The following is a 20034-nucleotide window of genomic DNA, read 5'->3' on the forward strand; positions in this document are numbered from 1 at the left end:
CCGGCCAGGCGCCCCGCTCGATGCTTCAGAGCTGCCCCTTCGACGCCGGCCGGTGTCGAAGGGGCGCTTTGCCGTCCGGGTAGGGGAAATGGCAGGCCGCCACGTGCGGGTCGTCGGCGCTCCGGCCGGCCGGCTGGGGCGTCGCCCGCTCGCACAGGGCACGCGCTTCGGGCGCCGCCGCCTGGTAGACCGGGCAGCGCGCACGGAACAGGCAGCCGGCGGTGCCTCCTCCGGCTCTCGGCGGGTCACCGGGCAGGATGATCCGTTCACGGGCCCGCTCGGCACGTGGGTCGGGCAGCGGGACCGCGGACAACAGGGCCTTGGTGTACGGGTGCCGGGGCCGGGCGAACACATCGGTGACGTTCCCGGACTCGATGGTCCGGCCTCCGTACATCACCACCAGCCGGTCCGCGATCTGCCGGACCACCGCCAGGTCGTGCGTGACGAAGAGGCAGGCGGGGCCGAGATCCCGCTTGAGCCGGCGCAGCAGCTCCAGGATCCCGGCCTGCACGGAGACGTCGAGCGCGGACACCGGCTCGTCCAGGAGCAGCAGTTCCGGCTCGACGGCCAGGGCGCGGGCGAAGGCGATGCGCTGCCGCTGGCCGCCGGAGAACTCGTGGGGGTAGCGTCCGGCGGCGGAGGGGTCGAGGCCGACCTGCCGGAGCAGCTCCGGTGTGCGGGCGGCGGCCCGCGCCTTGTCGGTCCGCTGGGCGAGCAGCGGTTCGGCGATGATGGCGCCCACCGTCATCCGCGGGTCGAGGGCGGCCATGGGGTCCTGAAGGAGCAGCTGGACGCGTCCGCGCAGCCCCCGTACGTCCGCCCGGCGCAGGTGGGCCGTGTCGTGGCCGAGTATCTCGATGCGGCCCGCCTCGGGTGCCGCGAACGCGATGACCTCGGACAGTGTGGTGGACTTGCCGGCGCCCGACTCGCCCACCAGGGCGACGGTCTCCCCACGCCGGACGTCCAGGTCCGCCCGCTCCACGGCGTACAGGGCCTCCGCGGGGCGGCGGCGCAGCCGGGGGCCGGAACGGCGGGGGAGCGGGTAGCTCTTGGTGAGCCCGGTGATCCGCAGCACCTGGGCCGCCCCCGGCCTCAGTCCGGGGGCCGTCGCCTTCGCTCCGGTGACCGCCGCCTTGGCCGCGCCTGCCCCCGGCTTGGACCCGGCGACCGGCCCGCCGGACCGTTCGCCCGGCACCGATGGGGGGAACAGCTCCTGCGCGGTGTGCCGGGCGGTCGTGCCGGTGTGGAAGCAGGCGGCCAGATGTCTGTCCCCGGCCCCCGGCACCGTCGCGGCGGTCGCCCCGGACACGCGGGCCAGCGGGGGCTCGGCCTGCTCGCAGTGCGCGTCCGCGATCGGGCACCTCGGCGCGAAGGAGCAGCCAGGCGGTGCGGCGCCGGGCGCGGGAGGTGTGCCCGGGACCGGGGTGAGCGTCCCCACGTCGTCCAGCCGGGGGACCGAGCCGATCAGGCCCACGGTGTAGGGCATCCGGGGGCGGGAGAACAGGTCGTCCACCGGCGCCGATTCCACGATGCGTCCGGCGTACATGACCGCCACCCGGTCGGCCGCGCCCGCGATCACTCCCAGGTCGTGGCTGACCAGGAGCAGCGCGGCGCCGGTCGCCTTGCGGGCCACCGCGAGGGCGTCGAGCACCTGTGCCTGCACGGTGACGTCGAGGGCGCTGGTGGGTTCGTCCGCGACGATGACGTCGGGGCGGTTCGCTACGGCCATCGCGATCAAGGCCCGCTGGCGCAGGCCGCCGGACAGCTCGTGCGGGTACGCGCGCGCGGCCCGGTCCGGCTCGGGCACGCCCACGCTCTCCAGCAGCCCGACGGCGCGGCGCAGTGCCGACTCCCGGGTCGGCCGGGGCCGTTGGTGGATGCGGAGGGCCTCACCGATCTGGTCCCCGATGCGCCGCACCGGGGTGAAAGCGGTCAGCGGGTCCTGGAACACCATGGCGATCCGGCGCCCCCGCTGCTGCGCCAGCTCCCGCACTGGGAGCCCGACGAGTTCGGTGCCGAGCAGCCGGACCGAGCCGCGGACGACGGCACCGGGCGGGGTCAGCCCGAGCAGCGAGAGCGCGGTCATGGACTTGCCCGCCCCCGACTCCCCGACGAGGCCCAGGACCTCGCCGGCGCGCAGGGTGAGGCTCACACCGCGGACCACCGGAACGGGTGCGGACCGGCGCCCGGCCGGTAACGAGACGTGCAGGTCACGGACTTCGAGTATCGCGCCCCCCGTCATGCGCGAACCTCCGCGCGGACCGCCACCGGGTCGAGCGCGTCACGCAGCGCCTCGCCCACGAGGTTCACGGCGAGGACGAAGCAGAGCAGCAGACCGGTCGGGAAGAAGAACATCCACGGATAGGTGAGGGCCACGTCCGTGCTGTCGGCGATCAGCGTGCCCAGGGAGACGTCCGGCGGCTGCACCCCGAAGCCGAAGTAGGAAAGGCCCGTCTCGCTGATCACCGCGCCCGCCACCGCGATGGTCGCGTGGGTGATCAGGAAGGACGCCATGTGCGGCACGACGTGGCGCCGGATGATCAGGAAGGGCCGGACGCCCATGTGCCGGGCGGCGACGACGTAGGGGCGTTCCTTCAGGGAGAGCGTCATGGCGCGCACGGCCCGCGCCGTGAGCATCCAGCCCAGCGCGGCGAGCAGCCCCACGAAGGCCATCCAGCCCGCGTCACGCAGCGACGGAGCCACGACGACCAGGACCAGGAAGCCGGGGATCACCAGGAGCAGGTCGACCACGAACATCAGGAGGCGGTCCGTCCAGCCGCCGAAGTACCCCGCGCAGGTGCCGACGGCCGCGGCCAGCCCCGTACTGAACAGCGCCACGAACAACCCGATGAGCAGGGACTTCTGCAGACCGCGGACCGTCTGGGCGAAGACGTCCTGGCCGATCCGGCTGGTGCCGAACCAGTGTCGGGTGCTCGGCGCCGACCGCAGCGCGGTGTAGTCCACGTCGGTGTGGCTCCAGGAGGTGAGGTGGGGACCCACGAAGGCGAGCAGGAAGAGGGCGGCGATCAGCACCGCGCCGACGACGGCACGCGGCGAGCGGGCCAGGCCGCGCAGTCCCGGCGTCACCCGCGCCGCACCCTCGGGTCGAGCACGACGAGCAGGACGTCGGCGACCAGGCCCGCGAGCAGGACCGTCACGGAGGCGAACAGATTGACCGCGACGACCGAGTTGACGTCGCCCTTCTGCGCCGCGTCCATGAACCAGCTGCCCATGCCGGGCCAGCCGAAGATCTGCTCGGCGAAGACCGAACCGGTGAACAGGGTCAGGAACCCGAAGGAGAAGAAGGTGGTCATCGGGATGAGCGAGGTCCGCAGCCCGTGCCGCAGCAGGGCCCGGCCGGGGGTGAGTCCCTTGGCCTGGGCCGTGCGCAGGTGGTCGGAGCCCAGCACGTCCAGGGTGGCGCCGCGCTGGTAGCGGCTGTAGGACGCGATCGAGCCGAGTGCGACCGTGGCCGCCGGCAGCACCAAGTGGCCCGCTCTGTCGCGGAGATGGGAGAGCAGGCCGCCGGAGCGGCCCGGGGTGCTCTCGCCCGTGTAGCGGATGACCGTGTGGCCCACGGCCTGGTTCAGCTGGAGCGCTCCGTCCTTGAGCAGCAGCGCCAGTACGAAGGTGGGCACCGAGAGCACGAGGAAGGAGAAGACCGTCAGCGTCCGGTCCGGCAGCCGGCCTCTGCGCACCGCGGCCCACACCCCCGCGAGGACGCCGAGCCCGGTGCCGACGAGCGTGCCGATGAGCAGCAGCCGCACCGAGACGCCCACCCGGCGGCAGAACTCGTCGTTGACCGAGGCTCCGTCGATGGTGCGCCCGAGGTCGCCGTGGAGCGCGTGCCAGGACCAGTGCGCGAACCGGTGCAGTACTGGCTCTCGTTCGTCGAGCTGCAAGGAGGCGAGCTCGCGGTCGACGGAGGCTGCGGGCGGCGGTGGCTGACGGTCCGCGAAGTACGCCCGCGGATCGAGTGCGGCGGAGCTGACGAGATACGAGAGAAGGGTCGAGACCACGAGCAGGATGGCACTGTGGATGAGACGCTGGGACAGGCGGCCGACCATGCGACTCCTCATGGTCAGTGGGGGTCATGGGCTTCACCGGTGTGACACTCGGCAATGCTATGGTCTCCGCGCGTGAATCGTAGATCAGTTCGCCCAGTTCACCTCAATGTCAGTGAAGGAGCTGGTGTGGGGCGTTTACGTCGGGTGTGGCTCGGGTTAGGTCTGGCGATGACGGTTCTGCTGGCGGGATGCACCTCCTCCGGAGGTGCCCGTCCCGACGGAGGTACCCCGTCCAAGCCGGTCGAGTTCGGCACACAGGACATCAACGCCCGTCCCGCGAGTGAGCTGCGCAAGGGCGGCACCTTCACACTGGCGATCCCACAGTGGGCGACGCAGTACAACTACAACCAGACCGACGGCGCGGTCGACCAGGTCGCGCAGATCGACAGCCTGGTGGAACCCGTCCTCTTCCACCTCGACGCGAAGGGCGTCCCGCACGCCAACCCGGACTACCTCGCTTCCGCGACCGTCACCTCCACCTCGCCGCAGACCGTGACCTACCGGCTGAACCCCAAGGCCCGCTGGTCCGACGGAAGGCCCCTGTCCGCGACGGACTTCGAGGCCCAGTGGCGGGCCCTCGGCACCGGCGACGAGCGGTACAACATCGCCGATCCGTCCGGGTACGACCGGATCAAGGAGGTGCGGCAGGGTGCCGGACCGCACGAGGTGAAGGTGGTCTTCCGCACCCCGTACGCCGACTGGCAGCGGCTGTTCACGCCGCTCTTCCCGGCCTCCGCCATCGGCACCCCGGAGCAGTTCAACAAGGGCTGGGTCAACAGGATCCCGGTCACCGCGGGCCCCTTCAGGATCGCGTCGATCGACCGCACGGAGCAGACCGTCACCGCGGTGCCCGATCCGCACTGGTGGGGCACGCCGCCGCGGCTCGACAAGGTCATCTTTCGTACGCTGCTGCCCGCCGCCGCCCAGCAGGCCTACCTCAACGGAGAGATCGACGCGGTCAACGCGGCGACCACGGAGGACTACGGGAAGCTCAAGGGCGCCAAGAACAGCGACATCAGGATCGGTTCGGCCTGGGACGAGGTCCATGTGTCCCTCAACGGCGCCGGCGGTCCGCTGTCCGACATCGACGTCCGGCACGCTGTCCAGCGGGCCGTGAACCGGCAGGCCCTCGCGGACGTCGCCGCCGAGGGGCTGCCCGTCGGCGTCCCGCTGCTCGGAAACCACATCTTCATGACCAACCAGCCCGGCTACGTCGACCACTCCGCACCGTGGGGCAAGTACGACCTGGCGGAGGCCGGGCGCATCCTGGACCGGGCGGGCTGGAAGAACCGGGGCGCGGGCCGGCCACGGGTCAAGGACGGCAAGGAACTGCGGCTGCGGTTCGTGCTGAGCAACGCGACCAACCGCCTCGGTCTCGACCTCGCCCAGCTGGTCCAGCAGATGCTCGCCCAAGCGGGCATCAGGGTGGACATCACCAAGGTGCCGGCCAACGACTACGGCCCGAAGTACCTGTTCACCGGCAACTTCGACATGGTGATCTTCCGCTTCACCGGGCTCGTCCACCCCAGCTCAACCGTGTCGATCTACCAGCAGCCCAAGGGCGACCAGGCCTACCTGAACTACGGGCGGGTCTCCGACGCCAAGCTGGACCACCTGCTCAAGCAGGCCGCCGGCACCCTCGACCGGACCCGAGCCACCGAGCTCTACAACCAGGCCGACGCCGAGATATGGCGGCTCGGCCACGACGTCGAGCTCTACCAGCGCCCCCAGGTGATGGCCGTGCGCAAGGACCTCGCCAACTTCGGCGTCCCGGGACTCGGCGACATCGACTTCGCCGAGGTCGGCTGGGTGAAAGGCGCCCCCGGCGGCTGAGGAACCGCCGCCGGGGTACCTCTCAGGTCGTCACCGGGAGCCGTCCGCGTCGTCCGGCAGGGACACGAGGAGGACCACACTGCGGCCGTGCGCGTGCAGCAAGTGGCCGTCGACCGCCTCCTCCCGGCCCTCGGCGAGGATGTCGTGCGGTCCGCGGCAGGCCGTGTCGAGGACGCGGTGCCACCGGTGGCCGCGTATGTGGGGCAGCTCGAAGTCCAGCCCCAGGTGGTACATGTTGAGGATCAGATGCAGGTCGGGATCGCCCTCGAACCCGCCGAGCGTGCACGCCAGCACCCGGGCGTTGGTGTCCTCCCAGCCGGGCTGCTCCAGCCGCGTGCCGTGCCAGGTGACGTCGGGCAGCCGCCGCGCGTTGAGGTGTCCGTTGAAGAACCGGGCCTCGCGGAAGGTGCGGTAGCGCCGGCGCAGCTCGATGATCCGGCGGGTGAAGTCCTTGGTCTCCTGCTCCTTCTCGGCCTGGTCCCAGTCCAGCCAGGACGTCGCGTTGTCCTGGCAGTAGGCGTTGTTGTTGCCGCCCTGGCTGTTGCGGAACTCGTCGCCGGCCAGCAGCATCGGCACACCGCGGCTCAGCATCAGAACGGACAGCAGGTTCTTGATCTGCCGTACCCGCAGCCGCTCGACCTCGTGCTCCTCGCTGGGGCCCTCGACCCCGCAGTTCCAGCTGAAGTTCTCGTTCGCGCCGTCGGCCTCGGCCTCTCCGTTGGCGTAGTTGTGTTTGTGGTCGTACGACACCAGGTCGTTGAGGGTGAAGCCGTCGTGGCAGGTGATGAAGTTGATGCTGTTGGTGGGCAGTTCGTTCTGCGGGCCGAAGAGGTCCTCCGAGCCGCCGAGCCGTTTGGCGACCTCTCCGACGAGTCCGGCGTCGCCGCGGACGAACCGGCGCACGTCGTCGCGGAACGGTCCGTTCCACTGGGACCAGCGCTTCCCCGGGAACCGGCCTACTTGATAGAGCCCGCCGCCGTCCCAGGGCTCCGCGATGATCTTCGTCTCGGCGAGCACCTTCGACAGCTCGATCGCCCACAGCACGGGCGGCACGGCCATCTCGTAGCCCTTGTCGCCGCGGGACAGTTCCGAGGCCAGGTCGAATCGGAATCCGTCGACGTGATGCTCGGTGACCCAGTACTCCAGGGACTCGACGATGAACTTGGAGACGAAGGGATGGTTGGCGTTGACGGCGTTGCCGCAGCCAGTGAAGTCCATGTAGTGGCTGCGGTCCTGCGGCCACAGGTGGTAGTACGCCTCGTTGGCCTGACCACGGAAGCTGATGGTCGGGCCGAACTCGTTGCCCTCGCTGGTGTGGTTGAAGACGACGTCGAGGATCACCTCGATGCCCGCCCGGTGGAAGGCCTTCACCATGTCCCTGAACTCGCTGATGTGCGTGTTCAGATGGGGTGAGGTGCAGTAGCCGGTGTGCGGCGCGAAGAAGCCGTAGGGGTCGTAGCCCCAGTAGTTGGGCAGCCGTTCGCCGTCCGGGCCGACGCGCAGCACCTGTGTCTCGTCGAAGTCGAAGACGGGCAGCAACTCGACCGCGGTGATGCCCAGTTCCTGCAGGTACGGGATCTTCTCGACGACCGCGGAGAAGGTGCCGGGGCTCGCCGCGCGCGAGGTCGGCGACGCGGTCAGACCGCGCACGTGCATCTCGTAAAGGACGGTCTCCGCCATCGGGAGCCGCAATGGCCGGTCCCCCTCCCAGTCGTAGTCGTCGAGATCGACGACCAGACTGCGCATGGAGTGCGCGACGTTGTCCTCCAGGCCGATGGCGGCGGTGCGGTCCCAGCGGCTGTTGATGTTGGCACGGGCGTACGGGTCCAGCAGCACCTTGCGGTGGTCGAACCGCGCGCCCGACTTGCTCGTGTCATGGGGGCCGTCCATGCGGTACGCGTAGACCTGCCCCGCGCCGATGCCGCCGACATGGCAGTGCCAGAAGTGGAAGCTGCGGTGCTCCTCCGCGTGGAGCTGGACGGTGCGGGAGGGCTCGGGGTCGTCGCAGCGGTCGAAGAGCAGCAGGTCGACACGTGTCGCGTGCTCCGAGAAGACGGAGAAGTTGACGCCGTCCGCGTCCACGGTGCTGCCCAGCGGCTGCGGACGTCCTGCTGTGATGTCCGGCGCCTCGGTCATGATCTCTCCCCGGTCTCATGACAGGGATGTCGAGTCACCCCTGGTCATTTGCCTCACTGGTGTGCGGATGGTCGGTCGCGCTGTTCGGCGTGACGCCCGGGGTGAACCGGGCCGGTCAGGACCCTCGGACGGTCAGCGGGGTGCGCAGGGTCTCGGGCCGCCGCAGGTCGGACACGAAGCACTGGGCCAGGGGCGGCAGATGACGGTGGGCACGCAGGGTGCCGCGACCGATGACGCGGATGGTCCCACCCGCGCCGTCAGCTCGCGTGTGACGAGCCGGCCCACGGTGCCGGTGCCGCCGATGGGACTCTTCACGGAACTCTCCTGAGCAGGCTTCATATCCACTGCAGCACGTCGTCCGAGCTGGTGAGCTGGGTGCCGGCGGGAACCCCCGACAGGGCGGGGACGCGCAGCCGCGGATAGACACTGACCCCGGACAGCCGGGTGCCCGGCCACAGGTGCGCGCCGTCCCCGACCGCGGTGTGCTGTTCCAGCCGGACCGGAGCACGGCGGTCCGACTGCACCTGGACCATCGGGCCGACGTACGAGTCGCTGATGTGCGCGTGCGGGCCGATGACGGCTCCGTCCCCGATGACGGTCCGGTCCAGCCGTACGCCCTCGGCGACGTCGACACCGTCGCCGATGTCCGTGTACTGGAGGTGGACGCCGGTGCCGATCTCGGCATGCCGGCCGATGCGCACCCCGGGGCCGAGGACGACGCTGCCCTCGGCGATCTTCTGGGCGAGGGTCGTGCCGCTCACGCTGTCCTTGGTGCGCAGGCTCGTCTCGTGGATCCAGTAGCGCGGCTTCTCGCTGAGCGGGTCGCCGAGCGCGCGGTTCACGTACGGGTAGAGGCCGTTGAGGGCCTCGCCGAGCGTGCCGAGGTAGTCGCCGATGCTGCCCAGGTCGCCCAGGCGCGCGATGGGGTCGACCGCCACCGGCTGATCGTGACCCACCAGCCAGGGCAGCAGGTCGTGCCCCCAGTCCAGACGCTGCTGGGCGAGCCGGATCAGCTCGGGGGTGCGCGCGGCGAGCCGCAGCCGGGCGCAGTCGATCAGATACATCCCGGCGTTGGTGGGCAGGGTGGACGACGCCCACGGAACGCCGATGCTGGCGAACTCCTCGTGGATACGGCCCAGTCGGGGCTTCTCCAGGAACCCCGAGACGAGGCCGTCGCGGGTGGTCCGCATGACGCCGTACTTCCCCGCGATCTCCTCCGGGGTGCGGGGGACGGCCGCCACGGTGACCACCGCGTCGGTCGCCTCGTGAGTGGCCCGCAGGTCGTCGAGCGAGTAGTCGAACAGCGAGTCAACCGGCATGACAAGCGCGGAGCCGGTCAGGTTCCATTGCTCCAGATTGTGCAGCGTGGCCGCTCCGGAGCCCACGTTGTACTGGTCGAAGCGGGCCCGCGAGTAGTCGATCTCCACGCCGTAGCGCTCGCCGTGGCCCAGGACGAGCTTGATCTGACTGCGGTTCTCCGCTCCCTGCGCCACCACGTAGAAGCAACGGATGCCCTGGTCACGGCAGGACTCGACGATCCACTCGATGAGTGGTCTGCCGGCGAACGGGATGAGTGCCTTGCTGCGGATGTAGTCGGCGGACTGCAGGGTGATGGGCTTCGCCCTCTCCCCCCGGCCGCCGGCCAGGATGATGCCGACCGTGCTGTCGTCCCCCATCGCTGTCCTGTCTCCTCGACCGACTTCCCGATGCATCAATTTCAACAGTCGCAGTCATCTGCAGTCAAGTTTCTTGTCAAGAGGGTGGGCTGCTTCCGCATGTGTGCCGGGACGGCTCCTCAGGTGGCCCGACGGCCGGTGGCCGCGACCGCACGTGAAAAGCCCGAAGGGCCCGGTGCCGAACCCCGCGGACGGGGATCGGGCACCGGGCCCTTCGGGCTGTCGTGCTCCGAGGACTAGGCCTCGAACACCTCACGGACCAGCTGCTCCTGCTCCGCCTGGTGCCGCTTCGCGGAACCGACGGCGGGGGAGGAGGAGTGCGGACGCGAGATCCGGCGCAGGCGCTCGCCGTGCGGGACGTCCGCGCCGACCGCCAGGTCGAGGTGGTCGATCAGGTTGAGCGCGATGAACGGCCAGGCACCCTGGTTCGCCGGCTCCTCCTGGGCCCACAGGTACTTCTCGGCGTTCGGGTACTTGTTGACCTCCGCCTGGAGCTCGGCACCCGGCAGCGGGTACAGGCGCTCGATGCGGATGATCGCCGTGTCCGTGACGCCGCGCTTCTTCCGCTCGGCCTCGAGGTCGTAGTACAGCTTGCCGGCGCAGAAGACGACCTTGCGGACCGCCGCGGCGTCGACCGAGTCGTCGCCGATGACGGGGCGGAAGGCGCCCGTGGTGAACTCCTCCGTCTTCGACGCGGCGGCCTTGAGGCGCAGCATCGACTTCGGGGTGAAGACCACCAGCGGCTTGTGGTGCGGGTTGTGCACCTGCCACCGCAGGAGGTGGAAGTAGTTCGAGGGCAGGGTCGGCTGGGCGACCGTCATGTTGTTCTGGGCGCACAGCTGGAGGAAGCGCTCGATGCGGGCCGAGGAGTGGTCCGGGCCCTGGCCCTCGTAGCCGTGCGGGAGCAGCAGCGTGACGCCGGACGTCTGGCCCCACTTCTGCTCGGCGGCCGAGATGTACTCGTCGACGACCGTCTGCGCGCCGTTGACGAAGTCGCCGAACTGCGCCTCCCACATCACCAGCGCGTCCGGGCGGGCCAGCGAGTAGCCGTACTCGAAGCCCATGACCGCGTACTCGGAGAGCAGCGAGTCGTAGACGTTCAGGCGGGCCTGCTCGTCCGAGAGGTACTGGAGCGGGGTGAAGTCCTCGCCCGTGACCCGGTCGATCAGCACCGCGTGACGCTGGCCGAAGGTGCCGCGGCGGGAGTCCTGGCCCGACAGGCGGACCGGGGTGCCCTCCAGGAGCAGCGAACCGATGGCGAGGGTCTCCCCCATGCCCCAGTCGATCGTGTCGTCCTCGATCATCGCGGCCCGGCGCTGGAGCTGCGGCAGCAGACGCGGGTGGACCGTGACGTGGTCGGGGATGTTGACCTGGGACTCGGCGATCCGCTTCACGATCTCCTGGGAGACCGCGGTCTGCACGGCCACCGGGAACTCGGCCTGCGGGTCGGGCACGTGCGCCTCGGCCGGGGCCGAGATCGCCTCGCGGACCTCGGTGAAGACCTTCTCCAGCTGGCCCTGGAAGTCCTGCAGCGCCTGCTCGGCCTCTTCCAGGGTGATGTCGCCGCGACCGATCAGGGACTCGGTGTAGAGCTTGCGCACCGAGCGCTTCTTGTCGATCAGGTCGTACATCAGCGGCTGCGTGAACGCCGGGTTGTCGGACTCGTTGTGTCCGCGGCGGCGGTAGCAGATCAGGTCGATGACGACGTCCTTGTTGAACGCCTGGCGGAACTCGAAGGCCAGACGGGCGACCCGGACGACGGCCTCGGGGTCGTCGCCGTTCACGTGGAAGATCGGCGCCTCGATCATGCGGGCCACGTCGGTGGCGTACATGGACGAGCGCGACGACTCCGGGGCGGCGGTGAAGCCGACCTGGTTGTTGATGACGATGTGGACCGTGCCGCCCGTGCGGTAGCCGCGCAGCTGCGACATGTTGAGCGTCTCGGCGACCACACCCTGGCCGGCGAAGGCCGCGTCACCGTGCAGGGCGACCGGCAGGACGGTGAAGTCCGTGCCGCCCTTGTTGATGATGTCCTGCTTGGCGCGGGTGATGCCCTCGATGACCGGGTCGACCGTCTCCAGGTGGGACGGGTTCGCGGCCAGCGAGACCGCGATCTGCTCGCCGTCCAGGCCGGTGAAGGTGCCCCGGGCGCCCAGGTGGTACTTCACGTCGCCCGAGCCGTGCATCGACTTCGGGTCGAGGTTGCCCTCGAACTCGCGGAAGATCTGCGCGTACGACTTGCCGACGATGTTCGCGAGGACGTTCAGGCGGCCGCGGTGGGCCATACCGATGACGACCTCGTCCAGGCGGGACTCCGCGGCGCTGTCGATGACGGCGTCGAGGAGCGGGATGACGGACTCGCCGCCCTCCAGGGAGAAGCGCTTCTGGCCGACGTACTTCGTCTGCAGGAAGGTCTCGAAGGCCTCCGCCGCGTTCAGGCGGCGCAGGATGCGCAGCTGCTCCTCGCGCTCCGGCTTGGTGTGCGGGCGCTCGATGCGGTCCTGGATCCACTTGCGCTGCTTCGGGTCCTGGATGTGCATGAACTCGATGCCGGTGGTGCGGCAGTACGAGTCGCGCAGCACGCCGAGGATGTCGCGCAGCTTCATCAAGGACTTGCCGGCGAAGCCGCCGACGGCGAACTCGCGCTCCAGGTCCCACAGGGTGAGGCCGTGCTCGGTGACGTCCAGGTCTGGGTGCTTGCGCTGGCGGTACTCCAGCGGGTCGGTGTCGGCCATGACGTGGCCGCGGACCCGGTAGGAGTGGATCAGCTCGAAGACGCGGGCGGCCTTGGTGACGTCGTCGTCGTGGCTGGCGTCGATGTCCTTGAGCCAGCGGACCGGCTCGTAGGGGATCCGCAGCGACTCGAAGATCTCGTCGAAGAAGCCGTTCTCGCCGAGCAGCAGGTTCGCGACGATGCGCAGGAACTCGCCGGAGGCGGCGCCCTGGATCACCCGGTGGTCGTAGGTCGACGTGAGCGTCATGACCTTCGAGATGCCGAGCTTGTTCAGGGTGTCCTGGGAGGTGCCCTGGAACTCAGCCGGGTAGTCCATGGAGCCGACGCCCATGATGACCGACTGGCCGGGCATCAGACGCGGCACGGAGTGGACGGTGCCGAGGCCGCCGGGGTTGGTCAGGGAGACCGTGACACCGGTGAAGTCGTCCATCGTCAGCTTGCCGTCACGGGCGCGGCGGACGATGTCCTCGTAGGCCTGCCAGAACTCGAAGAAGTTCAGCGTCTCGGCCTTCTTGATGCCGGCGACGACGAGCTGGCGGTCGCCGTTGGGCTTCACCAGGTCGATGGCGAGACCGAAGTTGACGTGCTCCGGCTTGACCAGGGTCGGCTTGCCGTCCTTCTCCGCGAAGGAGTAGTTCATCGACGGCATGGCCTTGATGGCCTGCACCATCGCGTAGCCGATGAGGTGGGTGAAGGAGATCTTCCCGCCCCGGGCACGCTTCAGGTGGTTGTTGATCACGATGCGGTTGTCGAAGAGCAGCTTCACCGGGACCGCGCGCACGGACGTGGCCGTGGGCAGCTCCAGGGAGGCGTTCATGTTCTTCGCGACCGCGGCGGCGGGGCCGCGCAGCGTGACGAGCTCGGGGCCTGCGGCGGGCGCGGTGGCCTCGGCCGCCTTCGGCTTGGCGGCGGCCGGGGCGGCCTTCGCGGGAGCCGGGGCGGCGGCCGCGGGCTTCGGGGCCGCGGGAGCCGGCGCGGGAGCCGCCGGAGCGGTCCTGGCCGGAGCCGCGGGCGCGGCAGGGGCCGCCGGAGCGGCCGGAGCCGGCGTGATCGTGGTCCCTGCGGCCCCCGCGGCCGCAGTACCCGCCGGAGCCGAGGCGGCAGCCGCCCCCGGCTTGTAGTCGGCGAAGAAGTCCCACCAGGCACGGTCTACCGAATTCGGGTCCTGGAGGTACTGCTGATAGATCTCGTCGACGAGCCACTCATTGGGACCGAACGCGGCAGCGGGGTTCTTCCCGGCTTGGTCGTCGGTCATGGAGCTCGAGTTACTGGGGGACTGTGGCGACACGGCGGCAACCGCCCTCTTCCGCTTCACAAGGTGATGGACAGCGGAAATAAAGGCTACGCCCCCATGGCCGGGAAGGTCAGGCCGGGCCCGTCCAACGTCGTGTAAGTCACACCGGAAAGCGTGTTTCGGGCATGGAAATGGCGGGAAACAAGCGAGGTTCCGGTACGGAATGGGTACGGCGGCTCGAGGTCGCGGCAGTCCTCACGCGGCCCTCTGCCTGATCACACGTGTCCGCCAGCGCCGACACGGATGGATCTTGTGGCTCCGGTTCGAACTTTACGTCAACTTGGCAGAGAGGGGAGCCCCGGAAGGGTGACCTGAATCCGGCAGCCCCGCTGAGATTCGGCCACACCGATCCGGCCGCCGTGCAGATCGACCGCCCAGCGCGCGATCGCCAGGCCCAGTCCCGTGCCGCCGTCGCTGCCCGGACCGTGCGGGGCGGGCACCCCTCCCCGGTTGAACCGCTCGAAGACGCGGTGCCACTCCGACTTCGGGATGCCCGGGCCCTCGTCCAGGACCTCCAGGGCCAGCGACTCCGGGTAGTCGCCTCGTCGCGCCTTGACCGTCACCCGGCCGTGCGGCGGACTGTGCTTGACCGCGTTGTCGATGAGATTCGCCACCACCTGGTGGATCCGCTCCGGGTCCGCGTGCGCGGTCAGCTCGGGCGGGGACACGTCGAGGTGCAGATGCACGTCGGTGCGCGTGTGGCTGCCGGAGCCCGAGGCGATGCCCCCGCGCGCGGAGGAGACCATGTTGGCCTCCTTGAGCACGCCCGACAGATACGGCCAGACCTCGAAGCGCCGCTGGTGCAGCGGCACCACGCCGTTGTCCAGCCGCGACAGGTCCAGCAGCGTCTCCACGAGCCGCCCCAGCCGCTCCGTCTGCTTCAGGGCCGTACGCATGGTCTCGGGGTCCGCGGCGGAGACGCCGTCCACGACGTTCTCCAGGACGGCGCGCAGACCCGCGATGGGGGTGCGCAGCTCGTGCGAGACATTCGCCACGAGCTCCTTGCGCTGGCGGTCCTGGGCCTCCAGCTCGTCGGCCATGAGATTGATCGTCTCGGCCAGGTCGCCGAGCTCGTCGCGCCGGTTGTCGCTCACCCGGCGCGTGTAGTCGCCGTGCGAGATGTACCGGGCGACCGCGTTCATCTCGTCCAGCGGCGCGGTGAGCGAATGCGCCACGAACTGCGTGATCAGCAGCGTGGCGATCATCGAGAAGACCGTGATGAAGCGCAGCTCGGTCTTGGTGTGCACCGCGATCATCGACAGACCGGTCGTGATGAACACGGAGACGACGACGAGCGTGCCGAGCTTCGTCTTGATCGAGAAGGGCCGCAGGCCGCCCCAGGGGCTCACGCTCCTGCGCTCCTCGAACTCGTGCCGGCCGAACTCGCGCCGGCCGGCTCCGCGCTCCCCGAGCCCGCTCATCACATCAGCCCCCTCGAAGGTCCCGACGACCCGGCTCAGGGAGTCGGGGTCTCCAGCGCGTAGCCGACACCGTGGACCGTGCGGATCCGCTCGGCGCCGATCTTCCGGCGCAGGGCCTTGATGTGGCTGTCCACGGTGCGGGTCCCGGAAGCGTCCGCCCAGTCCCACACCTCGGCGAGCAGCTGCTCGCGCGAGAGTACCGCGCGCGGGGTGTTCGCCAGGCAGACCAGGAGGTCGAACTCGGTGGGCGTCAGGTGCACGTCCTCGGAACGGACCCGAACCCGCCGCTGGGCGTGGTCGATCTCCAGCTCGCCGAGCCGCAGGATGCCGCTGCGCGGCGTCGACGCCGCGACCACGGCGCGCTCGACCCGCCGCAGCAGGACGTGCACGCGGGCGGCCAGCTCACGCATGGAGAACGGCTTCGTCATGTAGTCGTCCGCGCCGACGCCGAGCCCGACCAGCATGTCCGTCTCGTCGTCGCGCGCGGTGAGCATCAGCACCGGAACCGGGCGCTGGGCCTGCACACGGCGGCAGACCTCCAGGCCGTCGAAGCCGGGCAGCATGATGTCGAGGATCAGCAGGTCGGGCTGCCATGCCTCGGCGGTGTCGACGGCGGCCGGGCCGTCGCCCGCGGTTTGCACCAGGAATCCCTCGGCACGCAGGCGGGCTGCGATGGCGTCGACGATCGTCGGGTCGTCCTCGACCACCAGCACCCGGCGCTGAGCGCCCGGAGTCGCCGCCGTGCCGTTTTGGGAGGTGTGTGTCTGCTCCATCGCCCGCCCCTGAGGTGTGCTTTCCGGAATCCGTGGGGTGATCCCATGACTGCGCTTGACGCTTGAATGATCCGCGTCAGGGAAGCAGAGTACGGGCAGTCACCGTGCCGCGGCTATCCAGGCCTGACCGCGAGATGCACGACGTCCGGAACGCCCCGGGCAACCGGGATCTCTTCGGTACGCACCCGTTGGAACCCGGCATTCCGCAAGGTTCCTTCAAATTCCGGAGAGGGCTGGGCCGACCAGACAGCGAGCACTCCGCCGGGCTTCAACACCCTTGCGCAGCTTGCCAGTCCGGCGTTCGCGTACAGCCCCTCGTTGCTCTCGGTGACGGTCCAGTCGGGTCCGTTGTCGATGTCCAGGCAGAGCGCGTCGTACGTGTCGGATGTCTCATTGACGTAGGCGAGCAGATCGGCCTCGACGATGTCCGTGCGCGGGTCGGCGAGCGCCGCCGCGGACAACTCGCCCAGTGGGCCTGCCCGGTGCCAGCCGATGACGGCGGGCTCGCGCTCGACGACGGTGATACGCCCCCAGCGTGGATCGGCGGCGGCGTGTGCGAGCGAGAACCCGACGCCGAGACCCCCGATGAGCACGTCCGGATCCCTGCGCCCGTCCAGGGCGTCGTACGCGGCGTCGACGAGCAGACGCTCCGAGCGGCCGTCGGAAGTGTCCATCAGGAAGCACCCGTTGGCGATGATCTGCAGCAGCGCACCGTGTCGCCGCAGCACGACCTCGCCGTAGGGGCCCTCGCTGCGGTCGATGACTACAGGAGTGTCGTACGAGGTGGTCATGGCGCTCATCCTGGCACTTCCGCCCGGACGGGCATCCGAATTTTCCGTGTCCGGGGTGGTGTCCGCGGGGGACGAACTGCGCCGGACGCCACGGGATCCCGCGACGAGGGGCGCCGTCGCCGGCCGCCTCCGGTGCGGCGGCCCGCCGGGGCTGCCGGGGGATTCATCCGAACGTGTCCCGGCGGGTCACGGGCGGCCCGGTCCGACGGTCTGCGCAGACGGCCGCGCGGGCCGGACTCGGCACGAAACGCCCGGGACGTGCCGTCGTCCTCACCGCGCTGGAGCCGCGGACCGGCGGGCTGCGCACGGCCCGGCGTTTTCCTGCTCGGGCACACGGCCGCCACGCCGGCCACCGAGGTGCCCGTCGGCCTCGCGGTCCTCGTCGGCCACCTGCCCCCAGCCCTCTGCACCGCCTGGACCGCGGCGTCGGCTTCGGCGGCGCCAGGAACGTCGGCGCGCTCGCCGGACCGCTGTCCCCGCGGTTGTGCCTGCCGCTCCTGACCGGCTTCGGCGCGATGCCGGTCGCGGACCTGATCGCCCCCCCCATGACCGAGTGGGGACAACCGATGGCCCTCGCCGTGGGGATCTCCGCCCGCACCCTGGCCCGGCGCGGGCGGCGCGGGCGGCACCGTGAGCACCGGAGTCGCCCGGCGTCGCCGACCACGGCCCTCGCCCGATCGTGGACCATGGCCCCCGCCCGGCGCCGACCACCGGCTTCACCAGGCATTCCCCGGGGCGACCGCCGTCGGTGGGCCCCCGGACCGGGCCCGGAAATGAGCGATCGCTCACAGCGAACGGAACCCGGGGAACAATCGAAGCGCCTCCAGCATTGAGTCGGCGTAGCTCAACTTGACTGCCGAAGGGGAGATCATGGCTTCGACGTCCACACCGCTCACCTTGCCCGTGCTGCCGCTCGACGACGAGGTCGTGCTGCCCGGAATGGTGGTTCCGCTGGACCTGAACGACACCGATGTGCGCGCCGCGGTGGAGGCCGCCCAGGCCGCCGCCCGATCGACGCCCGGCAAGCCGCAGGTGCTGCTGGTTCCACGCATCGACGGGACGTACGCGGGCACCGGCGTGCTCGGCACCGTCGAGCAGGTCGGCCGCCTGGCCGACGGCGACCCGGGCGCGCTGATCCGCGGGCGCGGGCGTGTGAAGGTCGGCGCGGGGACGACGGGCCCCGGTGCCGCACTGTGGGTGGAGGGCACCCGGGTCGACGAGACCTTGCCCGAGCCCCTGCCCGGCCGGGTCGGCGACCTGGTCAAGGAATACAAGGCCCTCGCCACCAGCTGGCTGCGCAAGCGCGGCGCCTGGCAGGTCGTGGACCGCGTACAGCAGATCGACGATGTTTCCGCCCTTGCCGACAATTCCGGTTACTCCCCGTTCCTGTCCATCGAACAGAAGGTGGAGCTGCTGGAGACCCCCGACCCGGTCGCCCGGCTGAAGCTGGCCACCGAGCAGCTCCGCGAGCACCTCGCCGAGCAGGATGTCGCCGAGTCCATCGCGAAGGACGTGCAGGAGGGCGTCGACAAGCAGCAGCGCGAGTTCCTGCTGCGGCGCCAGCTGGAGGCCGTGCGCAAGGAGCTGCGCGACCTCAAGGGCGAGTCCCCCGAGGACGAGTCCGACGACTACCGTGCCCGCGTCGAGGCCGCCGATCTTCCGGAGAACGTCCGTGAGGCCGCGCTCAAGGAGGTCGAGAAGCTGGAGCGGTCCAGTGACCAGTCGCCCGAGGGCAGCTGGATCAGGACCTGGCTCGACACCGTCCTCGAACTGCCGTGGAACGAGCGGACCGAGGACCAGTACGACATCCAGGGCGCGAAGGCGCTGCTGGACGCCGAGCACGCCGGCCTGGAGGACGTGAAGGAGCGGATCACCGAGTACCTCGCCGTGCGCAAGCGGCGCTCCGAGCGCGGTCTCGGAGTGGTCGGCGGACGTCGCGGCGGTGCCGTGCTCGCGCTCGTCGGCCCGCCCGGCGTCGGCAAGACCTCGCTCGGCGAGTCCGTCGCCCACGCGATGGGCCGCAAGTTCGTCCGCGTCGCCCTCGGCGGCGTCCGGGACGAGGCGGAGATCCGCGGCCACCGGCGTACCTACGTCGGAGCGCTGCCCGGCCGTGTCGTCCGTGCCATCAAGGAGGCCGGGTCCATGAACCCGGTGGTCCTGCTGGACGAGATCGACAAGGTGGGGTCGGACTTCCGCGGCGACCCGGCCGCGGCCCTGCTCGAAGTGCTCGACCCGGCACAGAACCACACCTTCCGCGACCATTACCTGGAGGTCGAACTCGACCTCAGCGACGTGGTGTTCCTGGCCACGGCCAACGTGCTCGAAGCCATCCCGGAGGCCCTGCTCGACCGTATGGAGCTGGTCCGCCTCGACGGCTACACCGAGGACGAGAAGGTCGTCATCGCGAGGGACCACCTGCTCCCGCGCCAGCTGGAGCGGGCCGGTCTCAAGCCGGACGAGGTCACCCTCGACGAGGGTGCGCTGCGCAAGCTGGCCGGCGAGTACACGCGGGAAGCGGGCGTGCGCAACATGGAGCGGGCCGTCGCGCGACTGCTGCGCAAGGTCGCGGCCCAGCACGAACTGGGTGAGCGCGAGCTGCCTTTCACGGTGACCGAGGCGGACCTGCGCGGTCTCATCGGACGGCCGCACCACGTGCCCGAGTCCGCTCAGGACCCGGCCGAGCGCCGCACCGCGGTGCCCGGCGTGGCGACCGGTCTGGCCGTCACGGGCGCCGGCGGCGACGTGCTCTTCGTGGAGGCGTCGCTCGCCGACCCGGAGACGGGCGCGGCCGGGCTGACCCTGACCGGTCAGCTGGGCGACGTGATGAAGGAATCGGCGCAGATCGCGCTGTCCTTCCTGCGCAGCCACGGCGCCGAGCTGGAACTGCCGGTCGGCGACCTGAAGGACCGGGGTGTGCACATCCACTTCCCGGCGGGCGCGGTCCCCAAGGACGGGCCGAGCGCGGGCGTCACCATGACGACGGCGCTGGCGTCCCTCCTGTCTGGCCGTCTGGTCCGTACGGACGTGGCGATGACCGGTGAGGTCTCCCTGACCGGTCGGGTGCTGCCGATCGGCGGCGTGAAGCAGAAGCTGCTCGCCGCGCACCGGGCGGGTGTCACCACGGTGATCATCCCGAAGCGCAACGAGGCCGACCTGGACGACGTCCCGGCCGAGGTCCTGGAGAAGCTCGACGTCCACGCCGTCACGGACGTCCGCCAGGTCCTCGAACTGGCCCTCGCCCCGGCGACGAACGGCGCGAGCCCGCGGGTACCGCTCGCGGCGTGACCCCGGAGGCGCCGGTGGTGGCGT

11 protein-coding genes are annotated in these 20034 nt (G+C 70.4%); 2 read left to right on the forward strand and 9 right to left on the reverse strand.

Going from position 1 to position 20034, the window contains the following annotated elements; all coding sequences use genetic code 11:
• Positions 1 to 25: 25 nt before the first annotated feature.
• Genes H305_RS0121050 through H305_RS0121060 form a run of 3 tightly spaced genes read right to left on the reverse strand, consistent with a single transcriptional unit; the run spans position 26 to position 4067 of the window.
• Positions 26 to 2242, reverse strand: a complete 2217-nt coding sequence (locus tag H305_RS0121050) for a dipeptide ABC transporter ATP-binding protein (protein WP_028802120.1) — start codon at positions 2240 to 2242, stop codon at positions 26 to 28.
• Positions 2239 to 3087, reverse strand: coding sequence for an ABC transporter permease (locus H305_RS0121055; protein WP_037764754.1), 849 nt, complete (start codon positions 3085 to 3087; stop codon positions 2239 to 2241). The genes H305_RS0121050 and H305_RS0121055 overlap by 4 nt, the downstream gene beginning before the upstream one ends.
• Entirely contained in the window at positions 3084 to 4067 is a 984-nt protein-coding gene (locus H305_RS0121060) for an ABC transporter permease (RefSeq protein WP_028802122.1), read from the reverse strand. The genes H305_RS0121055 and H305_RS0121060 overlap by 4 nt, the downstream gene beginning before the upstream one ends.
• A 168-nt stretch (positions 4068 to 4235) precedes the next feature.
• On the opposite strand from H305_RS0121060, the gene H305_RS0121065 reads away from it, so the two are divergent.
• On the forward strand, positions 4236 to 5900 hold the full coding sequence (locus tag H305_RS0121065; RefSeq protein ID WP_078629153.1) for an ABC transporter family substrate-binding protein: 1665 nt from the start codon (positions 4236 to 4238) through the stop codon (positions 5898 to 5900).
• A 30-nt stretch (positions 5901 to 5930) separates the two neighbouring features.
• Here the strand turns inward: H305_RS0121065 and glgX are convergent, their stop codons facing one another.
• The 6 genes from glgX to H305_RS0121100 form a co-directional block, all read right to left on the reverse strand.
• The gene (gene glgX, locus H305_RS46670) at positions 5931 to 8036 is read right to left on the reverse strand and encodes a glycogen debranching protein GlgX (RefSeq protein WP_037764757.1); all 2106 of its coding nucleotides are present in this window, start codon (positions 8034 to 8036) and stop codon (positions 5931 to 5933) included.
• Positions 8037 to 8371: 335 nt separating this feature from the next.
• Positions 8372 to 9712 (reverse strand): sugar phosphate nucleotidyltransferase, encoded by a 1341-nt coding sequence (locus tag H305_RS0121080; RefSeq protein ID WP_028802124.1) that lies wholly within the window; start codon positions 9710 to 9712, stop codon positions 8372 to 8374.
• 236 nt (positions 9713 to 9948) lie between these two features.
• On the reverse strand, positions 9949 to 13734 hold the full coding sequence (locus tag H305_RS0121085) for a multifunctional oxoglutarate decarboxylase/oxoglutarate dehydrogenase thiamine pyrophosphate-binding subunit/dihydrolipoyllysine-residue succinyltransferase subunit (protein ID WP_028802125.1): 3786 nt from the start codon (positions 13732 to 13734) through the stop codon (positions 9949 to 9951).
• Between the two features lie 281 nt (positions 13735 to 14015).
• Positions 14016 to 15161 (reverse strand): HAMP domain-containing sensor histidine kinase, encoded by a 1146-nt coding sequence (locus tag H305_RS0121090; RefSeq protein ID WP_028802126.1) that lies wholly within the window; start codon positions 15159 to 15161, stop codon positions 14016 to 14018.
• A gap of 35 nt (positions 15162 to 15196) precedes the next feature.
• Positions 15197 to 15934 (reverse strand): response regulator transcription factor, encoded by a 738-nt coding sequence (locus H305_RS0121095; RefSeq protein ID WP_028802127.1) that lies wholly within the window; start codon positions 15932 to 15934, stop codon positions 15197 to 15199.
• Between the two features lie 113 nt (positions 15935 to 16047).
• Positions 16048 to 16725, reverse strand: coding sequence for a spermidine synthase (locus H305_RS0121100; protein ID WP_028802128.1), 678 nt, complete (start codon positions 16723 to 16725; stop codon positions 16048 to 16050).
• An 870-nt stretch (positions 16726 to 17595) separates the two neighbouring features.
• Here H305_RS0121100 and lon point away from each other — a divergent pair.
• On the forward strand, positions 17596 to 20010 hold the full coding sequence (lon, locus tag H305_RS0121110) for an endopeptidase La (RefSeq protein ID WP_028802129.1): 2415 nt from the start codon (positions 17596 to 17598) through the stop codon (positions 20008 to 20010).
• Positions 20011 to 20034 lie beyond the last annotated feature (24 nt).

Source organism: Streptomyces sp. 142MFCol3.1 (assembly GCF_000424945.1).
Taxonomy (GTDB): domain Bacteria; phylum Actinomycetota; class Actinomycetes; order Streptomycetales; family Streptomycetaceae; genus Streptomyces; species Streptomyces siamensis.